Origin of the sequence: Vibrio sp. SCSIO 43153 (genome assembly GCF_023716625.1) — a bacterium.
Taxonomy (GTDB): Bacteria; Pseudomonadota; Gammaproteobacteria; order Enterobacterales; family Vibrionaceae; genus Vibrio; species Vibrio rotiferianus.
This window is the reverse complement of record NZ_CP071855.1, coordinates 504,271-522,490: the sequence shown is the minus strand read 5'-3', so window position 1 is coordinate 522,490 and position 18,220 is coordinate 504,271. Positions and strand designations below refer to the sequence as shown.

General features: G+C 44.9%; 16 protein-coding genes. 3 read left to right on the top strand and 13 right to left on the bottom strand.

Going from position 1 to position 18,220, the window contains the following annotated elements:
* Positions 1-3 precede the first annotated feature (3 nt).
* The 5 genes from fkpB to murJ all read right to left on the bottom strand — a co-directional run bounded on the left by fkpB (position 4) and on the right by murJ (position 6,703).
* Complete coding sequence (gene fkpB, locus J4N37_RS02400) at positions 4-435, bottom strand: FKBP-type peptidyl-prolyl cis-trans isomerase (RefSeq protein WP_005447933.1); 432 nt, start codon at positions 433-435, stop codon at positions 4-6.
* 227 nt (positions 436-662) lie between these two features.
* On the bottom strand, positions 663-1,169 hold the full coding sequence (lspA, locus tag J4N37_RS02395) for a signal peptidase II (protein WP_005440576.1): 507 nt from the start codon (positions 1,167-1,169) through the stop codon (positions 663-665).
* A 73-nt stretch (positions 1,170-1,242) separates the two neighbouring features.
* Entirely contained in the window at positions 1,243-4,071 is a 2,829-nt protein-coding gene (gene ileS, locus J4N37_RS02390) for an isoleucine--tRNA ligase (protein WP_252041604.1), read from the bottom strand.
* 64 nt (positions 4,072-4,135) lie between these two features.
* Positions 4,136-5,071, bottom strand: a complete 936-nt coding sequence (gene ribF / locus J4N37_RS02385) for a bifunctional riboflavin kinase/FAD synthetase (protein WP_010446007.1) — start codon at positions 5,069-5,071, stop codon at positions 4,136-4,138.
* A 69-nt stretch (positions 5,072-5,140) separates the two neighbouring features.
* Entirely contained in the window at positions 5,141-6,703 is a 1,563-nt protein-coding gene (gene murJ / locus J4N37_RS02380) for a murein biosynthesis integral membrane protein MurJ (RefSeq protein ID WP_010446005.1), read from the bottom strand.
* Between the two features lie 294 nt (positions 6,704-6,997).
* Here murJ and rpsT point away from each other — a divergent pair, with 294 nt between their 5' ends.
* Positions 6,998-7,258: a 30S ribosomal protein S20 gene (gene rpsT / locus J4N37_RS02375; protein ID WP_005440571.1), complete on the top strand. Its 261-nt coding sequence runs from the start codon at positions 6,998-7,000 to the stop codon at positions 7,256-7,258.
* Positions 7,259-7,389: 131 nt separating this feature from the next.
* On the opposite strand, the gene J4N37_RS02370 is transcribed toward rpsT, so the two are convergent.
* Positions 7,390-7,695: an ArsR/SmtB family transcription factor gene (locus J4N37_RS02370; protein ID WP_005447923.1), complete on the bottom strand. Its 306-nt coding sequence runs from the start codon at positions 7,693-7,695 to the stop codon at positions 7,390-7,392.
* A gap of 133 nt (positions 7,696-7,828) precedes the next feature.
* The gene (gene nhaR, locus J4N37_RS02365; protein ID WP_009707695.1) at positions 7,829-8,719 is read right to left on the bottom strand and encodes a transcriptional activator NhaR; all 891 of its coding nucleotides are present in this window, start codon (positions 8,717-8,719) and stop codon (positions 7,829-7,831) included.
* A 381-nt stretch (positions 8,720-9,100) separates the two neighbouring features.
* Between nhaR and J4N37_RS02360 the strand changes: the two genes are divergently transcribed.
* Positions 9,101-10,249: a Na/Pi symporter gene (locus J4N37_RS02360; protein WP_252041603.1), complete on the top strand. Its 1,149-nt coding sequence runs from the start codon at positions 9,101-9,103 to the stop codon at positions 10,247-10,249.
* 639 nt (positions 10,250-10,888) lie between these two features.
* On the opposite strand, the gene J4N37_RS02355 is transcribed toward J4N37_RS02360, so the two are convergent.
* The 5 genes from J4N37_RS02355 to rppH all read right to left on the bottom strand — a co-directional run bounded on the left by J4N37_RS02355 (position 10,889) and on the right by rppH (position 16,232).
* Complete coding sequence (locus J4N37_RS02355; protein ID WP_252041602.1) at positions 10,889-11,740, bottom strand: thymidylate synthase; 852 nt, start codon at positions 11,738-11,740, stop codon at positions 10,889-10,891.
* A gap of 9 nt (positions 11,741-11,749) precedes the next feature.
* The gene (lgt, locus tag J4N37_RS02350) at positions 11,750-12,571 is read right to left on the bottom strand and encodes a prolipoprotein diacylglyceryl transferase (protein WP_010445993.1); all 822 of its coding nucleotides are present in this window, start codon (positions 12,569-12,571) and stop codon (positions 11,750-11,752) included.
* A gap of 88 nt (positions 12,572-12,659) precedes the next feature.
* Positions 12,660-13,451, bottom strand: a complete 792-nt coding sequence (locus J4N37_RS02345; RefSeq protein WP_010445991.1) for a sulfite exporter TauE/SafE family protein — start codon at positions 13,449-13,451, stop codon at positions 12,660-12,662.
* Between the two features lie 6 nt (positions 13,452-13,457).
* Entirely contained in the window at positions 13,458-15,704 is a 2,247-nt protein-coding gene (gene ptsP, locus J4N37_RS02340; protein WP_038884912.1) for a phosphoenolpyruvate--protein phosphotransferase, read from the bottom strand.
* A 9-nt stretch (positions 15,705-15,713) separates the two neighbouring features.
* Positions 15,714-16,232, bottom strand: coding sequence for an RNA pyrophosphohydrolase (gene rppH / locus J4N37_RS02335; protein WP_010445987.1), 519 nt, complete (start codon positions 16,230-16,232; stop codon positions 15,714-15,716).
* Between the two features lie 618 nt (positions 16,233-16,850).
* Here rppH and mutH point away from each other — a divergent pair.
* The gene (gene mutH / locus J4N37_RS02330) at positions 16,851-17,531 is read left to right on the top strand and encodes a DNA mismatch repair endonuclease MutH (protein ID WP_010445985.1); all 681 of its coding nucleotides are present in this window, start codon (positions 16,851-16,853) and stop codon (positions 17,529-17,531) included.
* A gap of 279 nt (positions 17,532-17,810) precedes the next feature.
* Here the strand turns inward: mutH and J4N37_RS02325 are convergent, their stop codons facing one another.
* Positions 17,811-18,122: a DUF6482 family protein gene (locus J4N37_RS02325; protein ID WP_010445983.1), complete on the bottom strand. Its 312-nt coding sequence runs from the start codon at positions 18,120-18,122 to the stop codon at positions 17,811-17,813.
* Positions 18,123-18,220 lie beyond the last annotated feature (98 nt).

Sequence of the window (18,220 nt, the reverse complement as noted above, 5' to 3'; positions counted from 1 at the left end):
TCGCTATTCTACTGACAAAATTTCGACTTCGAAAGTCACGTCTTGCCCCGCAAGTGGATGGTTGAAGTCCACTGTTACTGAGTCACCAGCAATCTCAGTAATGATGCCTGGGATTTCCATACCATCTGGACCGCTGAACGCCATGATTGTGCCGACTTCAACTTCCGCTTCGCCAACAAACTTAGTGCGATCCATATGGTGGATATGGTCTGGATTCGGCATACCAAAAGCGTCAGCAGCTTTTAGTTCGATGGCCTTTTGTTCACCTACTTGTAAGCCTAGTAGGCATTGCTCAAAGTTCTCACTCAAGCTGCCATCGCCCATCACGAATTTAGCAGGCTTACCCATGTTGTGTGTGCTGTCTGCTACAGAGCCATCTTGCATTTTGATGGTGAAGTGCAGCGTTACTGCTGAATCTTGATTTATTGTTGTCACGTTACTGCTTCCTTGAGGTCATTATTGTTTTTCTTGGTGTATATCCTAAATAGTTGGAGTTGCGGCTAGGCGACAAGATAATTCCTCCCTATGAGCATAGTGCGCTATGTGATTAGGGGGAATTATCGCAGTCAACAACGCTGCAGCTTCAAATATGACGGGTATACTAAAAAGCGTCGCCAGAATCAACCGACGACGCTTAGGGTTATTCGATATATCGCAAAAGATTACTTGTCAGCATCCTTTTTGCGGAAGCCATCAAGAATGATCATTGCTGCACCAATACAGATAGTCGTATCTGCAAGGTTAAATGCTGGCCAGTGGTAATTTCCCCAGAAGAAGTCTAGGTAATCAACAACAAAACCATGAACTACGCGGTCAAACACGTTACCCACTGCACCACCGATAATCAATGCATAGGCGATATTGTTCCACTTTTCTTTCGCAGGGAGCTTGCTCATCCAGTAGGTCAAAAGACCTGTTACAACGAATGCAATACCCGTGAACAACCAGCGCTGCCAACCAGCCTGATCACTCAAGAAGCTGAATGCCGCACCGTAGTTATGAACGTACAGTAGGTTAAAGAATGGCAGCACCTCAATTCGGTTTGCCCATCCGTAGCCCATGTTATCCATCACCACCAATTTGATGCCAATATCTGCAATAAATACCAGAATCGCTAACCACAACCAGCGAACTCCAGATTGCTTTAATGTCAGTGCTTTTTCACTCATTACTTTACCTACAAACAGCCCCAGTAAATACTGGGGCTGTTAATTTTAAAAAAAGTTCAGTCGTTGGAGACAATTACGCGAATTTACGTACTTCACCTTCGCCGTCAACGTTAGACACACAACGACCACAGATCTTCTCGTGACCTTCGATTGTGCCTACGTCTGGCGTGTGGTGCCAACAACGATCACACTTCTCGCCTTGTGCTGCTGCTACTTCAACGAACAAACCTTCGATATCCGTCGCTTGCGCTGCATCAGTCTTCTCACTTAGAGGCTTCACTGTCGCTGCTGAAGTCAATAGCACAAAGCGTAGTTCATCTTCTAGTTTGTTGATTTTCGCTGCTAGAGCGTCATCAGCAAATAGAGTCACTTCAGCTTGAAGCGCACCACCAATAGTTTTCTCTTTACGCGCATCTTCTAGAAGTTTGTTTACCGCACCACGAGCCGCTTGGATTTCAGTCCAGAACTCGTTGTTTAGCTCTTCGCCTTCAGCAAGACCAAACAGTCCATCGAACCACTCACCAGTGAATACGAACTTGTCGCGCTCACCTGGCATTTCGTTCCAGATTTCATCTGCAGTGAACGACATGATTGGTGCCATCCAACGAACTAGCGCTTCTACGATGTAGTAAAGTGCAGTCTGACAGCTACGTTGAGCGTGACCGCCCTGCTTCGCTGTGTACTGACGGTCTTTAATTACGTCTAGGTAGAATGAGCCCATCTCGATAGAACAGAACTGCATTAGACGCTGAGTTACTGTGTGGATGTTGTACTCATCGTACGCTTTGATGATCTCTTCTTGTGCTGCTAGTGCACGACCAACTGCCCAACGGTCTAGTGCCACCATTTCCTCTGCAGGAACGATGTCCGTTGCTGGGTTGAAGCCGCTTAAGTTAGCAAGGAAGAAACGCGCTGTGTTACGGATACGACGGTACGCATCTGCGCTGCGTTTTAGGATTTCATCAGAAACCGCAACTTCACCAGTGTAGTCAGTAGAAGCAACCCATAGACGAAGAATGTCAGCACCTAGCTTGTTGGTTACGTCTTTTGGTGCAACCACGTTACCGATAGATTTCGACATCTTACGACCGTGACCGTCAACCACGAAACCGTGTGTCAGCACTTGTTTGTAAGGTGCTTCGTCTTTCATCGCGATAGATGAAATTAGAGAAGACTGGAACCAACCACGGTGTTGGTCAGAACCTTCTAGGTATAGGTCTGCGCTGTTGCCGTTGTACTCTTCACGAGCATCAACAACAGAGAAGTGAGTAACACCTGAATCGAACCATACGTCTAGCGTATCTAGTACTTTTTCGTACTGGTCTGCTTCGTCGCCTAGTAGTTCTGCTGAATCAACATCCCACCATGCTTGAATGCCTTTCTCTTCAACCAACTGAGCTACCTTCTCGATAAGCTCTAATGTGTTTGGATGAAGTTCTGCTGTTTCTTTGTGAACGAACAGAGCAATTGGCACACCCCAAGTACGTTGACGAGAGATACACCACTCAGGGCGACCTTCGATCATACCTTCGATACGGCTTTGACCCCACTCAGGCATCCACTCAACACTCTTGATTGACTCTAGTGCTTTAGCACGTAGGCCTGCTTGGTCCATTGATACGAACCATTGTGGTGTTGCGCGGAAGATGATTGGAGTCTTATGACGCCAACAATGTGGGTAGCTGTGCTCGTATGCGTGGTGGTGTAGTAGTGCACCTTTTTCTTTCAGTACTTCTACTACTGCATCATTCGCTTTAAATACGTGCTGACCTGCGAATAGCTCAGTATCCGGTAGGTAAACACCGTTTGAGCCAACTGGGTTAGCCACTTCTAGGTTGTACTTGTTACCAACCGCGAAGTCTTCTTGACCGTGACCAGGTGCAGTGTGAACAACACCAGTACCTGAATCAGTCGTAACGTGATCACCAAGGATCGCCGGTACTGTGAAATCGTAGAATGGGTGTTGGAACTGAGAAAGCTCTAGATCCGAACCTTTCGCGAAGCCTAGGTTGTGGAAGTGCTCGATACCCGCACGATCCATTACGTCTTTCGCCAGTTCAGAAGCCACGATGATACGCTCAGCGTTGTCACCTTCTGTTTGGATAAGTACGTACTCTAGATCATCACGTAGACATACTGCGCGGTTTGCTGGCAGTGTCCATGGCGTTGTTGTCCAGATAACGATAGATACGTCACCTTGACCTTCATGACCTTCAGTCAGTTCAAACTTAGATAGCAGTGCCGCTTCGTCTGCCGCTTTAAAGCGAACATCGATAGATGGCGATACTTTATCTTTGTACTCAACTTCTGCTTCAGCAAGAGCTGAGCCACAGTCTGTACACCAGTGAACTGGTTTAAAACCTTTCAGTAGGTGACCTTTGCTTGCGATCTTACCAAGTGCACGGATGATGTTCGCTTCAGTAGCGAAATCCATAGTGCGGTATGGCTTGTCCCATTCACCCATGATACCAAGACGCTTGAAGCTTTCTTTCTGACCTTCAACCTGACCTGCAGCGTACTCACGACATTTCTCGCGGAATTCAGCTGCCGTCACTTTTTGGCCTGGTTTGCCTACTTTCTTTTCTACCATCAGTTCAATTGGCAGACCGTGACAGTCCCAGCCTGGAATGTATGGTGCGTCAAAACCTGAAAGTGTTTTGGATTTAATAATAATGTCTTTAAGAATCTTGTTTAGTGCGTGACCAATGTGAATGTCACCGTTCGCATAAGGAGGGCCATCGTGCAATACGAATGACTTTTTGCCTTTCTTAGCTTTACGGATTTCACCGTAAAGATCTTCTTTGTACCAACGCTCAAGCATTTCTGGCTCACGACTGGCCAGGTTGCCGCGCATTGGAAACCCTGTTTCAGGTAAATTCAGGGTATCTTTATACTCACTCATCGATTCTTAATTCCGTTATATTGGGCGAAAATTAGACATTATGTTGGACGGTGGAATAAACCGCTCAACGCTTAAGCTGACGCAGCCACACCCTTGCTGCTTCAGCATCCAATTCAATTTGTTGTTTAAGTGCTTCAAACGACTCAAACTTTTGCTCATCTCGAAGTTTGTGCAAAAGTTCCACTTCTAGCTGTCTGCCATATAAATTAGCGTGAAAGTCGAATAAGTGTACTTCTAACTGTTGGCGAACACCATTCACTGTTGGCCTTTGACCAATGTTAGCGACACCACCAACTGGCTTATCTCCTAAGCCAAGCGCTTGAACAACATAAACTCCGGAAACCGGAGATACACAGCGTTTCAACGGAATATTTGCGGTAGGGAACCCGATGGTTCGACCTAGCTTTCTTCCGTGTGAAACACGACCGCTGATGCTGTAGTTTCTTCCCAGCATCTCATGTGCGGAATGCAAATCATCACGAGCCAGTGCTTTGCGGATAGCGGTGCTACTCACTCGTAATTGCTGTAGGCAAAAGCTCTGGGTACTCACGACCTCAAAGCCATACTTTTTCCCAGCTTCTTGTAACATTGCGAAGTTGCCAGTCCGACCTTTGCCGAAGCAAAAATCATCACCAATGACCAGAAACTTAACACCCAATCGCTCCACCAACAAGTCACGGATAAACTCTTCCGCAGTTAGGTCGGCAAAATGGCGATTGAAGTTAACACACAGCAAGCGATCAATACTGAGCTTACTCAACTGAACAAACTTATCTCGCAGTCTTGTTAACCTTGCCGGTGCCTTATCTCGGGCAAACAACTCCATCGGCTGAGGTTCAAAGGTCATCACAACTGAAGATAACGAAAGTTTCTCCGCTTGTTCTGACACTTGCTGCAATACTTGTTGATGGCCTCTGTGTACGCCATCGAAATTGCCAATAGTCAGTACGCAACCGTGATGGCGCGACTTGATATTGTGAATACCTCTAATCAGTTCCATTGGATACTGCTTTCTGCCTCTGTTTTACTTTGCACTGTGTGAAACTGACGGATTATATACCAATCCACCTTATTCTGTCCCAGCTTTTAGGTCTTTTAAACGTACGCCGAGTAAAAACACTACGGCAAGGTAAACGCTGGCACCCAGTGCTATCAACATTCCCAGCACGCCACTACGGTGAGCAAAGCTCCAATTTAGCCATACCGACATGTCTTCTAACTGCCACAAAATTGCTGCAACCATGGCAGCCCCCGCAACCATCAAACGTATAATAAAGAAGACCGTTCGTTTGGTTACTTGGTACACACCCGCAATATGTAAACCGCGGTAGAGCAGCGCCATGTTCACAAAGGCAGACAAGGCCGTCGCTATCGCGAGACCGACGTAACCGTAGAAGTATGCGAAGATCGCGTTGAAGACCATGTTGGTCAGCATTGCAATGATGCCGTATTTCACCGGTGTTTTAGTGTCTTGGCGCGAGTAATATCCCGGCGCAAGCACTTTAATCAACATAAAGTTAAGTAAGCCCGATGCATACGCTAATAAAGAGAGAGAAGCTTGGTGTACGTCTTGTGGTGAGAATTCTCCACGCATGAACAAAACCATCAGCATTGGTTTTGCCAACACCATCAGACCAAGCATTGCAGGAATACCTAATAAGGTCACCATACGAATACCCCAGTCCATCGTGTGTGCAAAGCCTTCACTGTGAGCATCTACGTGCTTACGTGATAACGCAGGTAGAATTACGGTCGCAATAGCAATACCAAACAGACCTAATGGGAATTCCAATAAGCGATCTGAGTAGTAAAGCCAACTGATTGAACCCGTTTGTAGGAAACTAGCAATAAAGGTATCAAACAATAAGTTGATTTGGCTTACTGACACACCAAATAAAGCTGGAATCATCAGTGTGCGGATTTTCACTACACCCGGATCACGCCAGCCCCATTTGGGCTTGACCATAACTCCCGCTTTAATAAGGAAAGGAATTTGAAATAAGAACTGAACCAAACCACCCAGAAAAACACCAATGGCAAGACCAATCTCTGGTTGTGACATCTGCGGAGAAATAAACCACGCCGCCAAAATGATCATTACATTGAGGAAGACGGGAGTAAAAGAAGAAACCGCAAACTTACCTAGTGTATTGAGAATGGCTCCCGATAAGGCAACAAAAGTGATGAACCATAAATAAGGAAAGGTAATCTTGAGCATTACGCTGGCAAGTTCAAACTTCTCAGCTGACGGACCACCATGCATCCAGTCCAAGAACCAGCCAAAACCGAATAGAGCGGTAACCACTCCAGAGCCCAGTACACCTATAATAGTGACGATCGAGACAATCACACCAAGCGTACCAGCAGCGCGAGCAATCAATTCTCGCGTTTTATCCATGTCCCCTTGTGCGTGGCTCTCCGTCAACACCGGAACAAAAGCTTGAGAAAAAGCGCCTTCAGCAAATAGGCGGCGTAAAAAGTTAGGAATTTTGTTGGCAAAAAAGAAGACGTCAGCGCTTGCACCGGCCCCCATCAGGTTTGCTACCACTACGTCACGAACTAAACCTAGAACGCGCGAAATTAATGTCATGGCACTGACGATCATGCCTGACTTGAGCAGTCGTTTACTCACTGTAACCTCGGAATATCACCAAAAGATAGCCAACCCTATTCCTTTAAGCCTTTGAAAGCTCCAAATGGGCGTAAAAAATATATCCAGTTATTGTTAGATCTAAGCGGATAATTATTAGCAATGGTCTAAAAATACTGTTAGAATCCCCGCCATCTTAACCGCGATGACCTTTGTTACCAAAATTTGTTTTGGTTTCGATTGGTTTTTGCACAAATCATTTGACATTTAGGCGCAAATGAGGGATAGTCCTCGCCCTTAAATTGTCATAGAAATAAGTTTTTGGGAGTTAGACCCTTGGCAAATAGTAAATCTGCTAAGAAGCGCGCTATCCAAGCTGAGAAACGTCGTCAGCACAATGCTAGCCGTCGCTCAATGATGCGTACTTACATGAAGAAAACTGTTGCTGCTATCGAAGCAGGCGACAAAGAAGCTGCAACTGCTGCATTCGCTGCAGTTACACCTATCCTAGACCGCATGGCGACTAAAGGCCTTGTTCATAAGAACAAAGCAGCACGTCATAAGTCTCGTTTCGCTGCACAAATCAAAGCTCTTTAATAGAAACTTGATTATACAGTGAAGAAAAAACCGGCTAACGCCGGTTTTTTTATATCTAAATTTCAGCAAAGCTCGAATTCAAGATAATAAAAAAGCTGGCAGTGCCAGCTTTTCTGATTCGTGACCTGTCATTACGCAGTTGCTTCTGCACAATAAAGGCCATGAAGTGTTTGAATTAGCGCTTTTACTTCATCGCTCTTCAATGTGTAGTATACCGTTTGCGCTTCTTTTCTTGTCGCAACTAATTCATCACGACGAAGCCAAGCTAAATGCTGAGACAGAGCAGACTGACTTAACTCTAATTTCGCACACAGTTCCCCAACCGATAGCTCTTGATTGTGTAACATGCAAAGAATTTGTAGTCGTCGCTCATTTGCCATCGCCTTGAGCAACACGACGGCTTTAGCGGAGTTTTTCTCCATTTCTTGTAGATTCATGTGTTGGACCTCTAGCTACAACTTACTTTTCCAACTTTGGCCAGTTTGTTGTTTTGTTGTGTTACAAAGATTTTATAATTTCGACTTATAATTTTATCGATAGTAATCTATTTGTTTGAGCAACGAAACGTGTTCATTCAAACATTTGGCTAAAATCTGCATCACACACATTCTTTACTGCAGGGTGTTGTATCATCCGCTCGGCAAAGATGACGTAATACTCTTCCTTTAGATCGTCAACATGCCCAATCAATTGCAAATTTCGATCATCTTCAATCTCAGACATGTACACCGTCGGTGCCAAGAAGATGACATCATCACGGTAACGAGCAAAAGCCTTCATAAGCGCAACATCATCAAACTCACCCAAAACGTCTGGCTGTAAACCTTGACGATCAAACCACTGCAATACTTTTCTTCCCATTGCCGTTCGACTCGCTGGGATGAGTAGTTTTTTCTTCTCTAGGATTTCAGGAAACTTCACATCAGCTATTTCAGACGAAGCGAAAAAGCTCATGCTACTTTCACCTAGTTTTTTGCTGTACAAACCTGGGCTTTGTGTCGAATCCACCGGACAGTCAGAAAGAATCATATCCAGCTTGTGTTGTGATAAACGCTCTAATAGAAGCTCGTGAGTCGACTCGTAGCAACGTAAATGGATGCTGTTGTCCTCAGGAACTGTGGTCATCAGCACTTTACTGACGAGGCGTTTAGAAAGGGCATCGGCAACGCCGACTTCGAACAGGATATTGGAGTGTTGGCTATAGTTAACAATATCGAGCATTTCGTAGCTCAATCCAAACATACGGTCGGCATACTTGAATACTAGCTGCCCTAACTCAGTTGGCTCAACAGTACGACCATTTCGCTTAGTCAACTTCCCCTTCATACGATCTTCAAGGGCTTTAATTTGGCCAGTCACTGTTTGTGGCGTCAAGAACAATGCATCTGCAGCCTTAGTAACTGAACCTTGCTTACATACCATCCAGAAGTAATAAAGGTGGTTATAGTTTAAATGTGACATCGACAGCCCCGCTAAAAAGATGACTTTTTTATATCAAATGTGACAACGACTAACAAGATATTCGGCAAAACTTACAATAATCAATAAAGAGTATGGTTTTTTCGAAGTTATCAGATTCATACTGTCATAAAACTTGAAGCAAAACGCACTTTTTCAATCCTGTACACAATCATCTACAGACAATTTATACAAAATTTAATCATTAAAAATCAACAACTTGAAACTATATGGCTTTTTCTTTTCGACTAATTATCAAAAAGAATAATAAAAATTCCCAATAGAAATCGAACTGTAATATTACTGAAATATTTCATCTCTAACATCGCCCTCAGTTTCAACAACAGACCAAATAAACGAACTGAAAGGTCCACGGAGAAAATTATGATGAACCAAGCTACTTCTACAGCAGCACCAATCTCGAGCACGACTCGCTGGTTACGCTGGGCTAACTTGGCATTCATGTTGTATCTGCTTCTTCTAGCAGTATCTATGGTTGGTAGCGGCTTCAAATGGGCGACTGGCGATCAAGCTAAAGTACTCTTTGAATTTGCGTCTCACCCAGTCGCAGGTCTAATGATCGGTTTGGTGGCTACGGCACTGATCCAGTCTTCAAGTACCGTAACTTCTATTATTGTAGGCTTGGTTGCAGGCGGTCTACCTGTAGAAACCGCTATCCCTATGGTAATGGGTGCAAACATCGGTACAACCGTAACAAACACTCTTGTTTCGCTTGGCCACGTACGTTGTAAAGAAGAATTCAAACGTGCATTCGCTAGTGCAACAATCCACGATTTCTTCAACCTACTTGCTGTACTGATCTTCCTACCATTGGAAATGATGTTCGGCATCCTAGAGAAAATTTCTCACTGGTTGGTATCACCGCTACTAAACACTGGTGATATGAGCATGAAAGGCTTTGACTTCATCAAGCCAATCACTAAACCAGTAGTAAGCGCAATCAAAGAGCCGCTAGCAACGTTTGGCGACACTATGGGTGGCGTAGCGCTAATCGCTCTAGGTATCGCTACTATCTTCGTAGCTATCACTGTTATGGGTAAGCTAATGAAGAGCCTAATGGTTGGTCGTGCACGTGACATCCTTAAGAACGCAATCGGTCGTGGTCCTATCCATGGTATCGTATCGGGCTCTGTAGTAACTGTTCTTGTTCAGTCTTCTTCTACGACAACAAGTCTAATGGTTCCACTAGTTGGCTCAGGTGTTCTAAAAGTACGTGACATCTACCCGTTCACTCTAGGTGCAAACATCGGTACATGTATCACGGCTCTACTAGCAGCAACAGCTGTATCTGGTGAGTTCGCAGTATTCGCACTACAAATTGCACTAGTACACCTAACGTTCAACATTCTGGCGACACTGTTCATCTTCGGTATCCCGTTCCTACGTGAGATTCCAGTGAAATGTGCAGAAGTGATTTCAGAAATGGCTATTAAGAACAAAGCGGTTGTAGCAGGTTACCTACTAGCAGTATTCATCGTGCTACCAGGCTCTATCCTTGCTCTGACAGCATAATAGTAAGATTACCATCGCTTATTTTAGGCTCCACTTCGGTGGGGCCTTTTTTCGTTTTGGGGAAGCGAACTTGTTTTGTCTTTCTAGGAACAACTCCGGTCAACGCCTTTAAAATCCAAACGGCTTTCATTCGATTCCTAAAGCAAGGCGCTCTCAATTTGTTAATCATCCAGAAAGCTGCGGTAAAAGAGATTCCCGACTACACTCCTTTGTCACTTTCGGGAATGTCACCGTTTGAGTTCAGAATGATTAAACGTCATCCTCAAGAGCGAGGTACGAGCTAATTGGGGATCTTTTATTCCCTCTCACGTCTCGGAGCGAAGCGTTCCTTACGACAAAGTCCGCTCCCTAGCCTCGTAGCGAAACTTTCTCAAGCTCTTAATCCCAGAGTAAACTGAGACTACGGTCATTCAATGCTTGAGGGAATGACACCGTTTGACTTCAGAGTGATTGCACGTCATCCCCAAGAGCGAGGCTCGAGCGAGTTGGGGATCTTTTATTTCCTCTCACATCCCTGCACTGACGCCCTCATACCTCAAAGCGTAAGCGTTCCACAGGACGAAGCGTTCCCTCCTATTCCCACCCTTCGGGCATAAAAAAACCGCCCATAAAGGCGGCTTAGAAAGCTCAATATACTCGTTAAACTGAGAACGGGTACTGAATTGGATCGTGATGCTCGTAACCTTCTACCCAGAAATCATCTAGGGTTACCCATGTTTCTAAATCTTCTAGAGATTTGATTTCTGGGTTGATGTGGAAGGTCGCTGCTTTTAGTGGCTCACGCTTCAACTGAATATCACACATTGGTGCAAGCTGATCTTCGTAGATGTGTGCGTTAACAATCTTATGGTAAGCCTGACCAGGTTTCTTACCTGTAATTTGCGCCATGATTGCCAAGAACACATACACTTGAACCATGTTGAAATTCAGACCTAGCGGAACGTCACAAGAGCGCTGCGTGCTGTTTAGGTACAGCGTGTCACCTAACAGTGAGAAGTGGTGGCTGTACATACATGGACGCAAACACCCCATATGGAACTCACCCGGGTTGTAGAAGTTTAGGATTTCACCACGGTCATCAACACCGCGCGTCAAATCATCCACAATCTTACGCAACTGGTCGATATGACCGCCATCTGGCTTCGCCCATGAACGACCTTGAACGCCGTATACGCGTCCCATGTCGTCTTCGCCCTTACGGAATGGGTTGTTCAACCATGCTTCATTTAGGTTTGCGTTCGCATCCCATGTTTTCGTACCTAGCTTACGGAAATCTTCAGCGTTGTCGTAGCCACGGATGTAACCAAGTAGTTCAGCAACCGCTGCTTTCCAAAAGCTCTTACGCGTTGTCACTAATGGGAATTGGTTGTTAGCAACATCGTAGGTCAAGTCTGCGTTGATCACCGTTAGGCAGCGTTTACCTGTACGTTCGTTTTCAACCCAAGTGCCTTGGTCAACGATACGCTGACACAAATCTAAATACTGTTTCACACCAATTCCTTACTTCGTTTCTGCTTGGACTTTGTCTTGGTAAAGACCACGTTTGTACGCCCAAACCATCATAAGAATACCCAGAATGATCATCGGTGAAGATAGGATTTGTCCCATCGAAACGTAACCACCAAATAGACCAAGCTGTGCATCCGGTTCGCGAACAAACTCGACTAGGAAACGGAATGTACCATACCCAGCTAAAAATAGCCCTGATACTGCACCTAAAGGACGAGGCTTTTTGATAAACCAGTTCAAGATGAAGAACAGTACAATGCCCTCTAAGAACATCTCATAAAGCTGAGATGGGTGGCGAGGCAGTGGACCGCCATTCGGGAAGATGATAGCCCATGGCACATCCGTTACACGCCCCCAAAGTTCGCTGTTCATGAAATTACCCATGCGTCCCATACCAAGACCAAATGGTACTAGCGGCGCAACAAAATCAGCGACACCAAAGAAAGTACGGCCGTTTTTACGCGCGTACCAGAACATTGCTGTGATAACACCTAACAGACCACCATGGAACGACATGCCGCCAGTCCAGACTTTAAATAGGTACAACGGATCGGCTAAGAATAAGTCGAAGTTGTAGAAAATTACGTAGCCAACACGACCACCAATGACGACCCCAAGGAACCCCGCAAACAACAAGTCAGAAACTTGCTCACGCGTCCAACCACTACCCGGCTTATCTGCACGACGATTTGCTAGCCATAGTGCGAACATGAAGCCGACTAAGTACATCAAACCATACCAACGAACAGAAACAGGACCAATAGAGATTAAAACCGGATCAATATTGGGAAATTCAAAGTATCCCTGAGACATAAATCATTCTCTTCTTATTACTAGTAAAACAAATATACCCGAGTAACCTAAAGATGCTCGGTTCAGCGGGAATAAATTGGCAATAAACTTACAGCAACATGGTCGCTGCAACAAACATCAAGAATACAGCAAAAATCTTCTTTAAGACTGCCGTAGGAAGGTTAGTCGCCATCTTAGCGCCGACTTTCGTCGTGAGCATCGACGTCATCGCAATCGCAGCTAAAGCTGGCAGATAAACATAGCCAACACTGTAGTCAGGTAACCCTTCTACTTTGTAACCATGTAAGATGAATCCAATCATGCCTGAAATCGCAATCATGCAGCCACACACCGAAGAAGATCCAACGGCTTTGCGCATCTCAATACCATGCTTGTTTAAGAACGGCACAGACAGTGAACCACCACCAATGCCAGCAAGGCTCGATACCACACCAATTCCCGTTCCGTACACCATAGTGACCGGACTGCTCGGCATTGACTTCTCACTTTTCGTCTTAATTGAGCGAAACATCTGAACTGCCAGACACAACACGATCACACCAAATACTTTTGGCAGATAGTGTGTCGGAATCCACTCGGCAATATTGGCTCCAACAAAGCCGCCGACAACCACACCAGGCATCAGCCATTTGACAACGAACATATCGACGTTGCCCAGCTTAAGATGGTTAAGTGCAGAGGAGCCCGATGTGACAATGATGCTTGCCAATGACGTTGCTAACGCCACATGCATGCTCATTTCAGGAGAAATTCCAGCAAGAGGAAGAAGATAAAGTAGCGCAGGTACGACAATTAGCCCACCTCCGATACCAAGAAGCCCCGCCATCACACCAACAAAAGCGCCCAACGCGAGCAATATTATAAATAAAGAGATGGTCACTGTTACCTACTTCTTACCTGCACGAATAAAGCCTGCAAAGCCTTGTTGAATAAAGAAATCATGCATCATTTGATGAATTTCTTGCCCGTAAGAGCATGACATGGCTTTCTCGACGAGTTTTTCTAATTCTTTTTGTTGGCTATGGCGAATCAAATATTTCACCTTCGCTACGTTCGAGGTGTTCATACTCAAACTGTTATAGCCCAAGCCCAACAGGAGCAGTGCACCAAATGGGTCACCAGCTAGCTCACCACAAATGCAAACCGGGACTTGATATTGGTGGCAAACATCATGAATTTGCTTTAACGCTAACAACACCGCTGGATGCATGGATTCATAGACATCTGCAACACGAGAATTGTTCCGGTCCACCGCCAACAAATATTGTGTTAAATCGTTAGTACCAACCGAAACGAAGTCGACGCGGTGCGCAATTGCCGGCAGCAAGTACACCATAGAAGGCACTTCTATCATCACCCCAACCTTCGGAGCTTGAATGCGATCATCAAGTAACACCACCTCACTGTAGGCTTGATTAATCAAGGTAATCGCATCATCGAACTCTTTGATACCAGATATCATTGGCAACAAAATGCTTAAATTACCACTATCAGCACTGGCTCTGAGCATCGCCCGTAGTTGGATCAGAAAAATATCAGGGTGATCTAAAGTAAAGCGAATGCCACGCCAACCTAAAAACGGATTATCTTCATCAATCGGCAGGTACGGTAATGGCTTATCACCACCGATATCCAATGTACGCATTACGACGCGTTGATTTGGGTAGCTATTGAGAATCGCTTGGTACTGATGATACTGCTCATCTTCTGAAGGAAAGTGATGCTGAAGTAAAAAAGCGATTTCGGTTCGATATAAACCAACGCCATCGACACCGGAGTTAATGGCAATATTGCTATCTGCACTTAAACCCGCATTGAGCATCACTTCAATATGATAATCATCTTGGGTAATTGCCGGGAGTGAGAGATCTTTGTTCACCATAGCGAACAATTCAGATTCTTCACTGACTAAACTACGATACTCGCGTAACAACTGTCGATTAGGTTCAAGGTAAATCTCCCCTGAATACCCATCAACAATCCCTTGCTTACCGTTTACCTCTTGGGGATTAACATTTGCTCCCATGATGGCTGGCACGCCCAGTGCGCGAGATAGAATCGCAGCATGAGAGTTTGCCGCGCCCTCAAGAGAAACCACAGCAAGTAAATGCTGCTTTGGTATTGATGCAAGTAACGTCGCCGTTAGCTCATTGGCAACCAAAATCACTGGGCGGTCGATTGAGGCATGTTCTTGTTCACTGTTATGCAGGAAGTACAGCAAGCGCTGCCCTAACTCACGAATGTCTTGTGCGCGCTCACGCAGGTAAACATCTGACATACGAGCAAAACGATTTGAGTAAGTTTCTACCACTTGGCGTAACGCCCAGTCAGCTCGGTCACCTTTCTCGATCTGCTTCTTCAGATCACCACGTAGCATTGGGTCGTTGAGTAAGTGTGTAAAAAGGTCGAAAATCGCCAAAGCATCTTTGTTGATTTCACTGTCGAACTTCTTCCGCATACGACGAAAATCGCTGAGCGCCCTTTCCACTGCAACCGCAAGCAACTCATGTTCACGTTCTTTATCTAACGCTGAGGCAGGAAAAACATCGCTTAAATTGGGCTGAGTATCATCAAACCAGAACTCACCTATCGCAACCCCCGTTGAGGCAGGTAAGCCTTTCATCACTGTGGGTGTTGAGGCTAATTGCCAATGACCAAGGCTTTGAGCATGTGCGATCAACACAGCAAGCTGCGCTGACAAAGTGACCAGAAAAGATTCTTCCATCTCACTAAACAAACGTGGCTCTTTTTGCTGAATCACCAACACGCCAAGTACTTGTTTGCGATGAATAATCGGAGTACCAAGGAAGGAGTGGTATACCTGCTCGCCTAATTGGGGGAAGAATTTGAAGTCAGGGTGAGTGGAGGCTTCGGCTAAATTTAGCGGTTCAGCGCTGCGCTTAACTAAGCCAACTAAACCTTCATTGAAGTTGATATGGATGCTATCACCTTCAAAAATAAGGCCTTGAGTTGCCATCAACTCAAGGCGCTGCATTTCTTGGTTAGCAAGATAGATAGTACAACACTCAGTGCATAGGGCTGCACAAGTCTCTTTTACCAGAATGTCGAGTGCAAGATGGAGATCATCGACTCTGGAGACTTTTTCAACTATTTCCCTTAGCTGACTGAGCATAATAATCCTCTATCTACGTTGCTTTTTTCTTTTCCCTTTCGTCTTTCGCTCTCGAAAAGGCATGGCTAAAGATGCAAACTCTTTCATTGCTCGGCGGTATACGTCTCGCTTGAAAGAAACAACTTGCCTAACTGGATACCAATAACTTACCCAGCGCCAACCATCAAATTCAGGGGATTTTCCACGCTGCATATTGATGTGCGACTCATCGCAATCCAATCGCAGCAGAAACCATTTCTGTTTTTGGCCGATACAAACAGGCTTGGAGTCCCATCGCACCAATCGCTTTGGTAGTTTATATCTTAACCAATGACGACTTGTTGCGATGATCTTAACGTCTTTTTTCGTCAGACCGACTTCTTCATATAACTCCCTGAACATCGCTTGTTCAGGTGTTTCACCTTCGTCAATCCCACCTTGTGGAAATTGCCATGAGTGTTGCCCGTATCGTTTAGCCCAGAATACCTGACCATGGTTATTACAGATCACAATACCAACGTTCAGTCGGTAACCATCGCCATCTATCACCGGCTAACCTCTATGAATAATTTTTTATTACCGTGATTTTTCCACATATCCCCATTACTAGCAAACTTACTGATGTGATATGAGCAAGATTTATTACCTTTGAACCATTTTTGGATATCTTTTGAGCAATCATTACTTTATCAACACAGGATTGAGACATAGCCCACATTTATTCACCTTTTCTGTGAATAACTTTGTGAAGAAAACAAGATCAATAAAGTTTTTTGCTCAAAACCATCACAAACAAGATTATTCACAAAAGAGAAAGGTAACCATAAGATGCTGACTTTTAAAACAAATAAATGAAATTAGCTTAATCAACGATCTAACTTTTATTGATGATCTTTTCACCAAACTCAGATCGGTCAAAGATCGCTCAATTGGCAATTTATCCACATTAGACAGGTAGGACTTCATGATATCTCAATAAAATCAAGTCACACTCATCGCTTAAACCCCTGTTTATTCATCCAGCCCAAGCAAAGATCCTATTGGTCACTTCCTAATCTGTGGATAAGTTATGAATTGATCATTCTTAATCCAGCTCGATGAAATCTTCGACAGAGGATTTTATTCAAATTTGTTAGACTAGGCGTTTTCCAATACCACTTTGTCATTATGAAACCAGAACCACAATCCGAAGCTGAACTGATGGAACGTGCGCAAGAGATTGCGGGATTAAGCTTTGCTGAACTCGCAGAAGAAGCTGGTATGACCGTTCCTGAAAACTTGAAACGCGATAAAGGTTGGGTCGGTCAATTACTAGAATGGCATTTGGGTGCACCCGCAGGTAGTAAGCCGCAACAAGATTTCGCCAAACTAGGAATCGAGTTAAAGAGCATACCGATCAGCTACTCTGGCAAGCCATTAGAAACGACCTTTGTCTCTGTCGCACCATTGACTGGTGTGCAAGGTTTAACATGGGAAACGAGCCACGTGCGCAACAAGCTCTCCCGCGTGCTTTGGGTTCCGGTTGAGGGCGAGCGCGAGATTCCGTTGGCTGAGCGCCGCGTCGGGAGCCCGTTGATTTGGTCACCGGATGAAGAAGAAGAGTTGACCCTGAAAAACGATTGGGAAGAGTTAATGGAGTTGATCGTACTGGGCAAGTTTGATCAAATTTCCGCCAGACACGGCGAAGCGCTTCATCTACGTCCTAAAGCCGCAAATGCCAAAGCACTTACTGAAGCATACAGTTCAAACGGCAAGCCGATAAAAACCCTGCCCCGTGGTTTCTATCTCAGAACACAGTTTACTGAGCAGATACTACTGAAGCATTATATTAACCTTCAATCAGAGTAACTAGGGGCTGTTGGTCTTTTGCGGTTAAATTTTGTTCGGATGGGGACGCCTAGTCAGAATCGTTTTAGGCGCGGCAAGAAGTATGTAGCTTAGTCATTCTAAGTAAATGCTTCTTAACAAAGCATAAAACGATTCTAGCCGAACCCTTCGGGCAGCCTTTGTGGTTCATTTCTACAGCGTTATCGGCTTCTCATGTAGGCTAGCTACACTTCAAAGCCTCTGCCTTGTAGAAATTTCCCACAAAGTGCTGCAAAAATCAGCTCAAAAGATCAACAGACCCTAATGCGTTACCAGTGACAATTCAATATCACAGTATGAGGCTGCGCCATCGCTACCACATTCATCGTACGCGTTGTGCAGTCTCAAGTACGCTTTATCAATCCCTAACCTAAGCAGTTCCTCTTTTACCAAGTCTAACGATCCAAAATGAATCGGATCTTCGCCATCTTTTATCGGCTCGAGTTGGTGTTTGTACTCCACTGCTAATAGATAGTCAGAGACATCAGAACAACCTATCACAAAGACCTTCGGTGTTTTATAAGAGTCCTTGTGGTGGCCATGCAACCACATGTCGAGTTGATGCTTCTGCATAATGCACCTCCTTCACAAGATCCTTTAAGTCTAGTTAGCGTATTGATAAGTTTCGAGTTAACTATAAAGCGAAAACTAAATCATTTGCGACCACGACT

Excerpts from the sequence above, each read along its gene's own strand:
- ileS (WP_252041604.1), bottom strand. The coding sequence starts at position 4,071 with ATGAGTGAGTATAAAGATACCCTGAATTTACCTGAAACAGGGTTTCCA.
- J4N37_RS02360 (WP_252041603.1), top strand. The coding sequence starts at position 9,101 with ATGATGAACCAAGCTACTTCTACAGCAGCACCAATCTCGAGCACGACT.
- lgt (WP_010445993.1), bottom strand. The coding sequence starts at position 12,571 with ATGTCTCAGGGATACTTTGAATTTCCCAATATTGATCCGGTTTTAATC.
- ribF (WP_010446007.1), bottom strand. The coding sequence starts at position 5,071 with ATGGAACTGATTAGAGGTATTCACAATATCAAGTCGCGCCATCACGGT.
- ptsP (WP_038884912.1), bottom strand. The coding sequence starts at position 15,704 with ATGCTCAGTCAGCTAAGGGAAATAGTTGAAAAAGTCTCCAGAGTCGAT.
- J4N37_RS02370 (WP_005447923.1), bottom strand. The coding sequence starts at position 7,695 with ATGAATCTACAAGAAATGGAGAAAAACTCCGCTAAAGCCGTCGTGTTG.
- mutH (WP_010445985.1), top strand. The coding sequence starts at position 16,851 with ATGAAACCAGAACCACAATCCGAAGCTGAACTGATGGAACGTGCGCAA.
- J4N37_RS02325 (WP_010445983.1), bottom strand. The coding sequence starts at position 18,122 with ATGCAGAAGCATCAACTCGACATGTGGTTGCATGGCCACCACAAGGAC.
- nhaR (WP_009707695.1), bottom strand. The coding sequence starts at position 8,719 with ATGTCACATTTAAACTATAACCACCTTTATTACTTCTGGATGGTATGT.
- lspA (WP_005440576.1), bottom strand. The coding sequence starts at position 1,169 with ATGAGTGAAAAAGCACTGACATTAAAGCAATCTGGAGTTCGCTGGTTG.